The organism is Bradyrhizobium japonicum USDA 6 (genome assembly GCF_000284375.1).
Taxonomy (GTDB): domain Bacteria; phylum Pseudomonadota; class Alphaproteobacteria; order Rhizobiales; family Xanthobacteraceae; genus Bradyrhizobium; species Bradyrhizobium japonicum.
On the sequence record NC_017249.1, the window covers coordinates 8,124,425 to 8,137,074 of the forward strand.

8 protein-coding genes and 1 pseudogene are annotated in these 12,650 nt (G+C 61.1%); 3 read left to right on the plus strand and 6 right to left on the minus strand.

The genetic code is table 11. From position 1 onward, the window contains the following. Nucleotides 1–518: 518 nt before the first annotated feature. From BJ6T_RS44415 to BJ6T_RS37760, 5 genes are all read right to left on the minus strand, one after another. Nucleotides 519–809, minus strand: coding sequence for a hypothetical protein (locus tag BJ6T_RS44415; protein WP_014497834.1), 291 nt, complete (start codon nt 807–809; stop codon nt 519–521). Nucleotides 810–1,323: 514 nt separating this feature from the next. Continuing rightward, complete coding sequence (locus BJ6T_RS37745; protein WP_011084791.1) at nt 1,324–2,493, minus strand: Wadjet anti-phage system protein JetD domain-containing protein; 1,170 nt, start codon at nt 2,491–2,493, stop codon at nt 1,324–1,326. Between the two features lie 2 nt (nt 2,494–2,495). After that, nucleotides 2,496–5,930, minus strand: coding sequence for an SbcC/MukB-like Walker B domain-containing protein (locus BJ6T_RS37750; RefSeq protein WP_014497835.1), 3,435 nt, complete (start codon nt 5,928–5,930; stop codon nt 2,496–2,498). Continuing rightward, nucleotides 5,927–6,565: a DUF4194 domain-containing protein gene (locus tag BJ6T_RS37755; protein WP_014497836.1), complete on the minus strand. Its 639-nt coding sequence runs from the start codon at nt 6,563–6,565 to the stop codon at nt 5,927–5,929. Before BJ6T_RS37755 ends, BJ6T_RS37750 begins: the two co-directional genes overlap by 4 nt. Next, the gene (locus BJ6T_RS37760) at nt 6,555–8,084 is read right to left on the minus strand and encodes a Wadjet anti-phage system protein JetA family protein (RefSeq protein WP_014497837.1); all 1,530 of its coding nucleotides are present in this window, start codon (nt 8,082–8,084) and stop codon (nt 6,555–6,557) included. Before BJ6T_RS37760 ends, BJ6T_RS37755 begins: the two co-directional genes overlap by 11 nt. 223 nt (nt 8,085–8,307) lie before the next feature. Here BJ6T_RS37760 and BJ6T_RS37765 point away from each other — a divergent pair, with 223 nt between their 5' ends. From BJ6T_RS37765 to BJ6T_RS37775, 3 genes are all read left to right on the plus strand, one after another. Then, the gene (locus tag BJ6T_RS37765) at nt 8,308–9,372 is read left to right on the plus strand and encodes an IS630-like element ISRj1 family transposase (protein WP_043900307.1); all 1,065 of its coding nucleotides are present in this window, start codon (nt 8,308–8,310) and stop codon (nt 9,370–9,372) included. Nucleotides 9,373–9,675: 303 nt separating this feature from the next. Then, nucleotides 9,676–9,927 carry a helix-turn-helix domain-containing protein gene (locus tag BJ6T_RS37770; RefSeq protein WP_011084786.1) on the plus strand — a complete coding sequence of 84 codons (252 nt, stop codon included), beginning with the start codon at nt 9,676–9,678 and terminating at the stop codon, nt 9,925–9,927. Next, nucleotides 9,927–11,246 carry a type II toxin-antitoxin system HipA family toxin gene (locus BJ6T_RS37775; RefSeq protein WP_011084785.1) on the plus strand — a complete coding sequence of 440 codons (1,320 nt, stop codon included), beginning with the start codon at nt 9,927–9,929 and terminating at the stop codon, nt 11,244–11,246. The genes BJ6T_RS37770 and BJ6T_RS37775 overlap by 1 nt, the downstream gene beginning before the upstream one ends. A gap of 251 nt (nt 11,247–11,497) precedes the next feature. Here BJ6T_RS37775 and BJ6T_RS44420 read toward each other — a convergent pair. Next, nucleotides 11,498–12,492, minus strand: a pseudogene (locus tag BJ6T_RS44420) (IS481 family transposase). Nucleotides 12,493–12,650: the final 158 nt, after the last annotated feature.

Genomic DNA, 12,650 nt, shown 5'->3' on the forward strand with positions numbered 1-12,650 from the left:
CTGCCGTTACCCGCCCTGTTCCGGAGTGATCGCTTGCGGGACATAGTCAGTGAGTTCCGTCATCATCCATGCGATGCCGGAGGCATGGTCGGCTTCCGCGGTCAGCACCGCTCGGCACGTCGCCTGCCCAACGGCCATAGCGGACCATCGTGGTCATTGAACGCGCCCGCTCGCGCCCCTCCATGGACGCCTAATCGGAAATTTCAACGACTTAAAGACGGACAAGACGACCGAACTGGCTGGAAGTGGAGAGCTCTTGACACTCGATTCAGGACATCTACGTGAGCAGCCCCGAAACAGGAGGCTCTAGCCAAAGACGCGGCGATACGTCCCCTATCTGGTGCTGCTCTGCGCGCATCCCTGGCGGACGCACCGCGATCAGCCAAAAAGCCGAGCCTATCGGCAAGGCCGCACCTAATTGTCCAGTTCGCCCGCCGGGTTCGCAACACCATGCGTCTCGAGATCTTCGCCAGGTCCGTCCCAAAACCTGTCGCCGTTAACGTGCGCGGCGGCAGCTTTCAGCGGTCCCATCGAGGCGAAAACGCCACGGCAGCATCCGGGTTAACAGGATTATCGAGGCTTCGCGATTTAGGCGGCCGTGCGTTGCGTATTGAATTGTTTGCCGCAGAGTTGCGCTGGCGTTCATCGATCGAGACCGCTCGACACTCAAGCCTCCGCTCCAGATCCGCCAATCCTGCCTTACATTCGGCGACAACCGATTGGGCGCGAAGCAGCTTGACCTTGAGCTCGTCCTGTTGCCTGAGTATGTTCTCAAGATCCCAATCGTTCTGCATTAGCTCATTGACCATCTGCAAGCCCCGATGCAAGGCCGACACCTAGCTTCAAGAGCGCAGGCTCTGCATGTCGCAGATGCCCCACCCCGAACCATGGGCTAATCCGATGCCAAACGATCGTCCTGAGGACGCCTTTACGCTGGCGTTCTTGCTGAGAACCACCATTCGTTGCGAGCCCCCAAGACAATCGGCTTCTGCCCGGCAAACCGGAGCGCGATCCCAAGATGGCAGAGTTCGCGAGGCAGGCGCCCGGTTTGGAAAGCGCATCGGGGGACCTCTGCCATCGATCAAGCGGGCATATTTCATCTCAATACTTCAACCGGATGCTGAACGAGCATCATAGTCACAGGTGGTTTCGTCCCATCTTCAAGCAACTGGCATGCCAATGCTGGTTGAGCGTTTTTATGAAGAAACGATGTCGGTTTGCCCGCAGCACGTAGTTGCGGGCGGTGCTGTTGTCGCGCTTGAAACAAATGACGTCCTGAGCGAGACAGCCAAAGCAGCAACCACGAGCGTCCGCGCGCATTTTCTAATGAAACTCTGGCAGGACTGGATCGAGTTCTTCCTGCTCGAGCGTCTTGGCTCCATCTTTCGCCAGGTACGCTGCCAGAGCTGCGATACCGGAGTCCGGTGGACATCGAGCGGGTGCGGATTTTTTGAACGGCACTTGTCCCAAACGCTCGGCAACTTCGACACTCATGAGGTGGGCACGGATCGGCCGGTCGACGGCGCGCTCGATGGTGTGGAAGATCCAGGTGCCGTCCGGATCGATGTCCGACCAATGAAAGATCGGCGTCTGTTCGGATACCAATCCTGCGATCGTCCGCAGCGCCTGCTGGGTGGCAAGCGAGGGGTACCCTCCGACATACATGGTCGTTCCTAATCGGCCGGGGTCCGCCTCGGCGATGTGCCGGTTGAAGCTTGCGAAATTTTCGATCGTTAGCACGTAGGCCGGCGGCTCCCGGAAGCGGACGCGATCTGCTTCCTTGGGAGTGATTCCGAGATACAGCGGAGAGATTCCGGAGAGGTCGGCTCCATCGAGGTCGATCTTGCCCGCGATCAGCAGCGGTGGCGCGAAGCGCTCAAGGCCGATTGCCCGGAGCGCCTCGCGTGGCCGCGCGCCGGGGGGAAACTCCAGGATGCCGCTCAGGAGCCGCACGACCGCGCCTTCGATCCGTTCGAGCGTTTTGCTGTGCCCCACCGTTCGTCTCGAGAAGGTCTTGTAGTCGACGCCAAGATGTTTGTTAGCCAGGATGGCCTGGGCGAGAACGAACGCGTCGCGCAGTGTCTCGACATCGGACGAAGCAACCCCGTGCCACGTTTTCCCCCGCCCCCATACCTCGGCGACTTGGGAAGCGCTGTTCTTCAGAGAGTCGTGCATCGCCGCCCCGGCGACAAGCCGCACAGCGGCATCCTCCGCGATGCGCGACGCGGGGGTACGGCGGAGATATCGGTATAGGATCTCCGCCGAGGCCAGCCGCACATGTGCCACTTGGTCGCGCATGGGGCCCCGCCCCCAACCAAGGGAGACCGCGCCGGCGCTTTCGGCTTCCCTGATCTGTTTCAGGAAGGCGTCCGCCGCGACTACTGATGGGAAAGCGGGGTAGTCCGGGTGGGCGATCGGGCTTGCGGCCCCCGCCTCGAAGCGGTTGAGCAGGTCGTTCAGCAGGCCGATCGCATCCGTGAAACGCCGAGCCATGGCTACTCGGCGGCCAGACGGGTGGCGAGCTCATCTTCGGACATCAGGTCCGGATCGATGGCCATCAGCTCGCGCTTGGCCTTCTCTTTCAGTTCCACCACAGTGGCCCTAGACTGCTCGCCGATCCGGTCCACCTCCACGATGGTGTCCATGTGCTCGAGCACGGCGACGCGCTTCTCGAACGGCGCCGCGATCACGAACTGCAGGCCGAGGTTTTTGTAAAAGCTCATCATCTGCCGCTGGTTCTTGCCGTCCATCTTGGAGAAGGCCTCATCGAACATGGCGAGCGCGAAACCGGCGGGCTTGCCGGCACGACGCTCCGCGCTGCCGTAGACGGCGGCCAGCGAAGCGCCGATGGCAACGTAGATAGGCACCTGTTGTTCAGCGCCAGACCCGGTGCCGCGCCGCTGCTCCCAGCGGGTCGAGCGGCCGGTGGCAACATCCTCCATGTGGATCTCGAAGGTGTAGAAGTTGCGGTAGTCCTCGAACTGGGCGAAATCCTTGTCGGGGTCCTCGAGCAGCGCCTCGAGTGCGACGATCGTATCCTTGTGCGGGAAGTCATCGGGCACGTCGCCCCGGAACAGCATATCGAGCGCCTCCGGAGAGGTTTTGGCGATTTCGATAATCTTCAGGATGGGCTGGAATTCCACCATCTGGGTGCGATGGAATGAATATCGCTCGTTATGGAAGGGATGTGCGTAGAGGCTACGGTTCAACGATTGCAGCTCCCGCTCCATCTTTCCGATCCGGGCCGTGAGCGCATTGATGAATTCGCCGCGCAGCAGGGTGGAGGCCTTCTCTGCCGCTTCCCGCGCCTGCCTTTCGTACTGGCGCAGCTCGTTGGATTCGATATCCGAGATCAGCTGCTCCATCCATGGCTTCACCTCCCGCAGCGGCTCGCTTTCCGCGCCGACCTGCGAACTCATCCCGAACTGGTCGAAGTAATCGTAAAGAAGCTCGCGGACCCGTCGCTCGATCCGGGCGCGCTCGTTGTCGGACGCGTTCGCATCCTTCAAGGCCTTCTCGGCGATAGCCCGGTGTTTCTCCGCGAAGCCCTTTTGGGCTGCGGCATCGAGGCGGTCGCGGTAGACGGCCCTGCCTTTCGCGGTGGAGTAGAGTGGGAAGAACTTGCGGTATATCGACCGGGCGACCCTAAGGTTGAGTTCGGAGCCAGGCACGTTCTCGCCCTCTCCGAGCCTCCTCTCCGCCGACCTGACCTCGCCGTCATGCTCGCCGAATGCCTTCTGCTGTGTCTTTCTCTCCTCCAGCCTCTTCTCCTTCAGCTTCTGCTGCGCCCTCTTTTTTTCGCGAAGCCCGCCGTCCCCCGCGCCGTCGAGAGCATCGAGCCTGGCCTGAGCTTCAGCGACCTCAGTCTGCGCGGCCACGAAGGCGGCCGCGCACGCCCCCAGGTCATTACGTCCCTCGCAGATGTTCTTCAGAGCGGCAAAAGCCTGCTCCGCGGCATGGGCCTCCTTCCCCTTGTCGGTCATGATCCGACCCAGCTCCTCGGCCTGATCCTGCAGGGATCGCAGGGCGTTCGCCTGGGCTGCCTTTCCGATCTTATGCTGCGAGGATTCGATCCAGCGATGGCTCCGGACGAGTCCGTCGTCGTAGAGGCCGTCCTTCATAATCGCCCGGCCGGGCCTGTTGAACTGGTCGAGCGTGTCGGCGAGACGGACATTGCCGTAGCGGCGCATGATGAAGGCCATCGCGTCCGGATCCTGGCTCCGGAAGATCGAGGGGAAAGTGCCGCGCTCCGGCTTGGCCCTGAACTGCTCGAGCTTGTTTAGGCTCACGAGCGATGCATGGCGAAACTCGCGGCGACCTTCCTTGAAGATTGACGTGGCGGCGCTGATATCCGCTCTGTCCACGAACACAGCTTCCCGGTCGCGGCCGAGGAGCGCCTCGGCGGCTCCCACCCACTCGGGTTCGGCGACTTCGATGATGTCGCAGAGTACGCGCGGGACCATTCCCTCCTGCCGCAGCCTGCGGCAGAGGAGTTCAGTGTCGTCGCCGAGATAGGCACGCGCCCCTCCGGCGGCGTGCTGTCGGATCCGTTCGAGCACCTCGTCGCGCCTGCCGCGGAGGCCAGAAAGCTCCGCGATGATCGTTTGACGCGCTTCGTCGATCTTCGGCAGCCATTTGGCGCCGCTTGCCGCGAAGGACTTCTCGGCCGCGGTGACCTCGTCGGAGACGCCCACGATGTCGGCCCCGGCGGTGGCGGTCAGAAGACGCTCAAGCGCAGGAACGAAGTCCTCGAAACCGTCCGCGCACATCGCGCGTAGCGGCTCCAGGCGACGGATGTTCTCCATGCGAGCCTTGAAGTCCGCCGAGGCGCGGTGCGCCGCCTGCCCGGCCACATCGGCGGTCTGCTGCAGGGACTTTCTGCCGGTCTTGGCATCGTGCTCGGCGATCGCGGCCGTGAGGCGTTCGATCTCCTTATCGATGGCCTTGACGTCGTCGTCGATGAATTCGAGTTCTTTTGCTGCGGCGTCCCGGCGGGCCATCTCGGTACGCCGCTTGGTCTTGAAGTCCAGGTTTGTCGCGCGCGCCGCGAGCCAAGTCGCGCGTTTTGCGACCCATTCCTCCCTGAACTTGGTCTCGAGCGCCTCTTCAAGCGCGGCGAGGACGCTCCGAAGCGCCCTCAGGGCTTCGAGCCTGAGGCGCATTTTCCGGATGGTCTCGCTGATGTTGTGGTATGTCTGGATCGACTCGCGCAGCTCCTTGATGCCGATCGGACTGTCCTCGAGGATGTAGTTCCGCACGAACTGCGTCGCCGTCTGGTTGTGATCGAGCGTCATCGCGTTGACGATTGATTTCTGCAGGGCGCTGGCGTTCTGTTCGCCAAAGGACGAATGCGGCAGAAGATGGCGCATGTACTCGCGGACATAGTCGCTCGCCCGGTCGCGATGATTGACGAAGCTGCCTTCGCCGACCGCCGCGACGATCCGGGCGCGCACGTCCTCCCATTGCGCCGGGAATTGCGACTTTCCTCGCTGCTCGATGAAGTCCTTGGAGCTCAGAACGGTCCCGACGGCGACGAACAATGCCAGCACGGTCTCCCTGCTGTCGGACTTGCGCGCCTCGAGCGCCATGCCGATCGTGACCGGTGGCCGGGCGTCTTCCGTGTCTTCGAAACCGAGCGCGATGTAGGTGCGCGCCTCGTCGCGCCGGCGCTGGTCTTCGCCGAGCGTCCCAAGGCAGTAATCGACGACGCTGCGCTTCGAGCCGCTGCGCGATTTTCCGCTATCGCCGGCGACCGCGTTCAGGCGCAAGAACCGCCGGCTCGCGCCGGTGAGAACGACCTGTGCCATGTCGAGGATTGTCGATTTGCCGGACCGGTTCTCGCCCAGGACCCCGACGTGTCCTGTCACGTCGATGTCGGCGACGTCGAACAGGTGCCAGTTCACCATCGTCAGGTGGCGTAGCTCCATCATGCCTCGCCTCCTGTGGGCTGCGGAAACCGCGCCTCCTCGCTACGGACGTAGCGCTCGAGCCGTTGGAGGGCATCGCCGCCACTGATCAGCTTAATCATCGGACGGATCCTGATCTCGCAGTCCTGCTGCTCGTCGTCAAAATCACCGATCTCGACCAAACTGCGTTGGGCGACCTCGCGCAGGATGTCCCGGAACCGGGCGGCCGAGATCGCGCCACCGCCGCCGTGTTGCGCCATCTCGCGGTAGCGATCGAACAGGTCGTTCAAAGTGGCCACTACGACGGCCCGGTCCTCGACTGCTCCGACGTTCACCTCCTGCTGCCAGTATGCCGCCAGCACCAGCATGACGATGGTTTCGTCGAGCTTCATCCGGGGCAGCGGCACGTCCTCGTCCATGGCGACGATGCCGGCCCACTGCGCCTCCGGATCGCGGTGGACGCGGTATCCGCAACTATCGAAGAAGCCGTCGACCACGTCGCGGAAGCGGCCGTCCATGATCGTGTTGTAGACTGTCCCGGTCCGGGGGTCTCCCGCGAACACGAACTGCCGCCGTAGCAGGAAGTGCTGCGCTTTGCGGAGGTCGGCTGCCTTTTCCGCGCCGAAGGAGCGCTCGACGTTTTCGAACTCACTGAGCATGAGCCGCCCTCGCCTTCCGGAGTGCGCCCGATCGCTTGACCAGGAAGTTGGCGCAACGGAGCCATTCGCTGTCGTGTGGGGGCGTGTCGGGGCACGGTTCGAGTTCGAACCCGGCCGCGACCTGCGCCGGAACCTCGCCTGTCAGCGCATATCGGCGGGCGCAATCGAAGGCGAGAAAGTCGTCCACGGTATCGATTTCCATGAAGCGGGCTTCCCTGGTCGCGAATGGCGGCACCTGGCCCTCGAGGAATCGTCTGACATCCTCGGGGCGGGGCGCGATGCGAGCGATGTACTCGAGGCGGAGCTTCTTGCGCAGTTCATACAACGGATCCGACGGCGGCTCGGCGAGCTCCCTTGCTTCGACGGGACGGCGCGGCTGCCTGGCCGGCGCCTGATGGTGCTCCGACCAGGGCGACCGCAGCGGCTCGATGCTCCATTCGATTGTCGCCTTGTGGTGCCTGCCGTCGCGCAGTAAGGCATCCAGGCGCCGCACCAGGTCGCCGGCCCGGCCGACGAGTCCCTGCCCGCCCCGCTCGGCGTACTTAATGGTGTTGCGGACCCGGGCTTCGAGCTGCCTGCGGAAGGCCTCGATCCTGTCGAACATCTCCCCGATCTGATCGAAGATGCTTTCGATAGCCAGCAGGTCGTCGGCCGCGGCCATTCGACCGTCCTCGATGTCGGCTGCCATGCTGGAAGCTATGTACTCCTCGGCGAGGACCTGCATGGTTTCCGGGCTGTAGGAGATCCTCCGCGCGAGATCGACGATGGCGTCGCGGAAGCGGTATGGATGGTTGACGGTGAGGATGGACTCGAAATCCTTCAGCAGGAGCTGTTCGATGAACTCCTCGAAAAAGGCTTCGAGCCGGGTAGCGACTGTTTTCGACTCCATGACGGTCCGTCGGACGCGCTTCAGGTCGGCCAGAATGGCCCGCAGACTCTTAGTGAACTGGTCGGCCTGATTGCGCGCCTCGCGGACGGCGAGCGCGGCTTCGCGCTGCTTGCGGTCGGTGATCTCAGGCCTCAGTTTTTCGACGGCCTCCAGGTTGAGGCGGATTTGCACGATCAAGCCGCCGAATCGCTGCGAGAGATCCTTGTTGAGGCTCGCGAGCCGTTGCAGCACGAGCAGCGGTCCCATAGCCATGTCCACAGTGACGCGAAGCCCGTATTCCTCCTCTTCAAGCCATCCCCAGACGAGCAGCCGGGCGTATAGTTGTCGGGCAAGACCGAGCGCCTTGTCGCCCTTCTCGGAAGCGAGCGCGACGTCGGCCTTCCGGATCCGGCGGCGTCTCGCGGAGATCATTTCCGGCAGGCTGCCGAAATCATCGCCCTCGTTCCAGAGGACGGGGTTGGCGCGCATGACGTCGTAGATGGCGTGGACCACCTGCTGCGGCGTCGGGAACGACGGCGCGCCTGAAAAGAAGCGTTCGTGCAGATCCAGCAGACACGCTGCGTACAGGTGCTTGTGATCGCGCGAAAAAGCTAAAAAGGCGTCGTCATGCAAATGGCGGAACAAGGTCAATGACGCGGCTCCTGGGCCCGACCTCATCCTGAGTTGGCGGCACTAAATGCACGGCCTGCCGGGCAAAATGTTAGTGAGAGTGGGTCTTGAAAACACAACCGGAAGATCAGTTCTTAGTATGTTCTAATATAGCTTTCCAGCTCAATCGCTGTCGAGACTCCAAAGGTCCGATCGGAGCTAGTACCCACTTTTCTTGGAACGTGAGTCGTGATTCAAGGTCGGGATGATACCCGAAGCAAGAGAAGTCCACCTTTCGAGGAAAGATCGCAAGGTGCTTGAGGCGTGCTGTCGCTCACCGGTGACGTTGCAGCGCGATTTGAAGCGGGCGCGGATAGTTCTGTTGGCGGCGGATGGGCGCAGCACCCGGTCGATCGCCAAGGAAGTTGGGGTCCAGCCGCGGATTGTCAGCCTTTGGCGGCATCGCTATGCCGACCATGGCCTTGAAGGGCTGCAAGACAAGCCGCGGCCTGGCAAGCAGCGGATCTATACGAAGACGACCGACAAGCGGATTCTGAAGCTGCTGGATAAGCCGCCACCGCAAGGGTTTGCGCGCTGGACCGGCCCCCTGCTGGCCGAGGCGCTGGGCGATGTCGATGTCCAATATGTCTGGCGGTTCCTGCGCAGCCACAAGATTGACCTGGTGGCTCGCAAGTCCTGGTGCGAGAGCAACGACCCGAACTTTACGGCCAAAGCCGCCGATGTTGTCGGCCTCTATGTCGCGCCGCCGGCGAAGGCCATTGTGCTGTGCGTGGACGAGAAGCCCTCGATCCAGGCTTTGGAGCGAGCGCAGGGTTATCTGAAGTTGCCCAATGGCCGCGCCTTAACCGGCCAAAGCCACGATTACAAGCGGCATGGCACCACAACATTGTTTGCGGCGCTCGAAGTCGCCACCGGAAAGATCATCGCGACCCATTCAAAACGCCGGCGCCGCGTCGAGTTTCTCGATTTCATGAACAGCGTCACCGCGACTTTTCCGAACCGCAAGCTTCACGTCATCCTCGACAACCTCAACACCCATAAAAAGAACGAGGACTGGCTCAAGGCCCACCCCAACGTGCAATTTCATTTCACGCCGATAAGTGCGCCATGGCTCAATCAGGTCGAAGTATGGTTTTCCATCTTGCAGGGGCAGTCGCTCAGCGGCACCTCCTTCACGAGCCTCAAGCAGCTTCAGGAACACATCGATGCCTACGTCAACGCATACAACGACAGAGCCGAGCCCTTCGTCTGGACCAAGAAAAAGGTCCGTCAACGCCGTTTCAAAGGCCGCCGTATCACTCAGCTCTGATTCCGGGTACTAGGGTCCGGTCTCAGATCGGGAACAATCCGGCCTCAAGTCATTGAATTTGTTGTTGTTACTGTTGCGGCAAAATGGATACAAGGAGTTGCTTGGCACGATAGTGATACGAACGTTCGACATGTCGAGGAGGCTCTCTCGCCCACCGGCAGATTCGAGCCCAGCTCTACATCGATCATCAGCTTTAGCTTTTTAGTAATTTCAATATGCCTAGTATACGCGAAAGCGTATGATCTGTAGATATTCGCGGTCGCGTATATTGACAAATTATACGCGTTTGCGTATCATGCCTTTATGGATACGATTGCCCGCACCCCCCAGCAAATCGGCGCCGGGATCAGGCGCTACCGGCGGCAGAAGAAGCTCACCCAGGGGGACCTCGGTGAGAAGATGCATGCGCGTCAAGCGACGGTCTCGAAGCTGGAGGCCGGTGAACCTGCAACGCAGCTGCGCATCTTGATGGATGCGCTGGCCGCGCTCGACCTCGAGCTGGTCATCCGGCCGCGCACCAAATTGACGGCTGAAGCGATTGAGGATCTGTTCTGATGGCGCGTCGCCCTGCCCGTGCGCCGCTCAACGTCTACCTCAACGCACGGCTGGTCGGGCGGCTGCGGCGCGAGAGCAGTGGCGCAATCGATTTCCAGTATGACAAGCAGTGGCTCGCGTGGGAAAATGCCATCCCCGTTTCCGTGTCGCTGCCATTGCGGGAGGATCGTTATATCGGCGATCCCGTCGTCGCTGTTTTTGACAATCTTCTGCCCGATAATGACGACATCCGCCGACGCGTCGCCGAACGCGCGCATGCTGATGGCGCCGATGCTTACAGCCTGCTCTCCGCCATCGGCCGCGATTGCATCGGGGCGCTGCAATTCCTTCCCGACAGTGCCGCACCCGGGGGCGCCGGCGCCATTGATGGCCGCGCCGCTAGCGATCAGGAGATCGCCGCCATTCTCGGCAACCTTGCCAGCAATCCGCTCGGCATCGGCCCCGACCAGGACTTCCGCATTTCTCTCGCGGGCGCGCAGGAAAAGACAGCGCTGCTTTACTGGAAAGACAAGTGGCACGTGCCTCATGGCACGACCGCAACTACGCACATTATCAAGCCGCAGATCGGGAAGTTGCCGAACGGAATCGACCTGACCGGCAGCGTTGAAAACGAGCATCTGTGCCTTGAGCTGGTTGCGGCACTCGGCTTGCCTGTCGCCAAATCAAGCATCATCGATTTCGCCGGGCGCCGCGTGCTCGCAGTTGAGCGGTTCGATCGCATCTGGACGCGCGACGGCCGCCTGTTGCGGCTGCCGCAGGAAGACTGCTGCCAGGCGCTGTCCGTTCCACCCGCGCGAAAGTATGAATCCGATGGCGGACCCGGCATCCGCAAAATCTCGGATTTCCTCAAGGGCAGCGATACGCCTGAGGACGACCAGGCCATTTTCTTCAAGGCGCAGATCGTGTTCTGGCTGCTTGCCGCCACCGATGGCCACGCGAAGAATTTTAGCATTCATTTGGCGCCGGGCGGTCGTTTTCATCTTGCACCGCTTTACGACATCATTTCGACCCAACCGAGCTTGGACGCTGGACAGATCAGCCAAAACCAAATGAAGCTGGCCATGGCGATCGGCAGCAACCGGCATTACATCGTCCACACGGTTCTCGGCCGACATTTCGTGCAGACTGCGAAAAGCTGCGGTCTACCCGACAAAACAGTCAAGGTTGTCATCCAGCAGCTCGGCGATACAGCCGCAAAGGCCATAGATCAGGTGCTGAATGCGCTTCCAAAAGGATTTCCGGAGAAGATGGCCATATCGATTGCTGATGGCGCAAAGCGCCGTGTGAATTCGCTGGCTGTGCTCAAGAGTAGTGAATGATCGCCGGTTTGCGCAAGCGTACGATGACCTCCGTGAACGGTGGCAGGAAGACCGGATCTACCAAACCAAACCTGGAAGCTGCCTACCAGAGGAGCAGCAGCGCGATCAGCAACAGGGAGCGTTGCCCGAAAGCAGCCAACCAGCGGCTCAAGAAACGGGCCCGGTTCAAGAACGGCGATTGCCGCTCTCCTTCGACGGCGAGCGGCCCGCGCCGTCCGTATGCAAGCTCCAACAGCGACTGCGTTTCCAAACTAGGTGTTTAGTCCCGGCATTTGCTGGAGCGGATTAAGTTTGAATCGTTCTGGCTGGGAAGTCCAGCATTTGCAGATGTATTCGTAGGGCGTGAGGCCCTTCAGGGTCTTCAGCCGGCGAGCGAAGTTGTAGGCGCGGACGAAGTCGGCGAGGTGGCTGCGCAACTCGTCATGCGTGTCGTAGTGGAAGCGCTTGACTGTGGCCTCCTTGATGGTGCGGTTCATCCGCTCGACCTGGCCGTTGGTCCAGGGATGCTTAGGCTTGGTCAGGCAACGATCGATATCATTGCGGGCGCAGGCCACCTCGAAGGCATGAGCCCAAAATGGTTGCTTTCGTTCGATCATGGCTTTGATATCGGCCACAGTCCAACTCCCACCGCTTGGGTCGGTGAGTGGGTGCCGTTGTCCGTCAGAACGGTGTGGATCTTGTAAGGGACTGCCTTGATCAAGTTCCGCAAGAAGTCGGCTGTGACACTCGTGGCTTTTCGTGCAACTCGGTGAAGGCGCACTTCGAGGTTCGATCGATTGCGACGAAGAGATAAAGCCCTCCCATCGCGGTGCGAACCTCGGCGATGTCGATGTGGAAGTATCCGAGATAGCTTTTGAACTTGCGCCTTACGCCCTTGCCATCCTCCACGTCGGAAGCCGTGAGATGCCATGGCGCTGAAGACAGCGATAAAGCGATGAGCGTGTCAGATGCGGGATTGTCGCCTGGAGAGCATAAAGGCAGTCATAGTCATCCAGCGGCAGCAGCGCATGCTTGCAAAAGGCGACGATGATGGCCTCCTTCTCAAGCGACAAACTGGTGGATTTTGGCTCTCTCGGGCCGGTCGGAAGATCGGCCACCGAACCGCGCTTCTTCCATTTTGCGACGGTCTTCGGATTGATCCATAACGCTTGGACAGCGCCCCCAGGCTCTCTTGACTATTTTGTATTGTTCGACGGATTGCCTCCGTCGTTGTGGCGCAGCCGTGAAGAACCTGCTCCGTTTGGATACTGTCAACGAAAACCTCGTCCCGCGTAGCGGGCCGATTGTCAGTTCGGCAACAAAGTGTCACCAAGTGGACGATACGCAGGGTCAGAAAAACGAAAAATCAGCAATCTTCAATTCGGCACGCCTCTTGCCCTGTTAACGGCGTCGGCACCAATCGCT

Bases quoted from the DNA above. Each gene is read 5' to 3' on its own strand.
- BJ6T_RS44415 (WP_014497834.1), bottom strand. From the start codon at position 809: ATGGTCAATGAGCTAATGCAGAACGATTGGGATCTTGAGAACATACTC.
- BJ6T_RS37745 (WP_011084791.1), bottom strand. From the start codon at position 2,493: ATGGCTCGGCGTTTCACGGATGCGATCGGCCTGCTGAACGACCTGCTC.
- BJ6T_RS37750 (WP_014497835.1), bottom strand. From the start codon at position 5,930: ATGATGGAGCTACGCCACCTGACGATGGTGAACTGGCACCTGTTCGAC.
- BJ6T_RS37755 (WP_014497836.1), bottom strand. From the start codon at position 6,565: ATGCTCAGTGAGTTCGAAAACGTCGAGCGCTCCTTCGGCGCGGAAAAG.
- BJ6T_RS37765 (WP_043900307.1), top strand. From the start codon at position 8,308: ATGATACCCGAAGCAAGAGAAGTCCACCTTTCGAGGAAAGATCGCAAG.
- BJ6T_RS37770 (WP_011084786.1), top strand. From the start codon at position 9,676: ATGGATACGATTGCCCGCACCCCCCAGCAAATCGGCGCCGGGATCAGG.
- BJ6T_RS37775 (WP_011084785.1), top strand. From the start codon at position 9,927: ATGGCGCGTCGCCCTGCCCGTGCGCCGCTCAACGTCTACCTCAACGCA.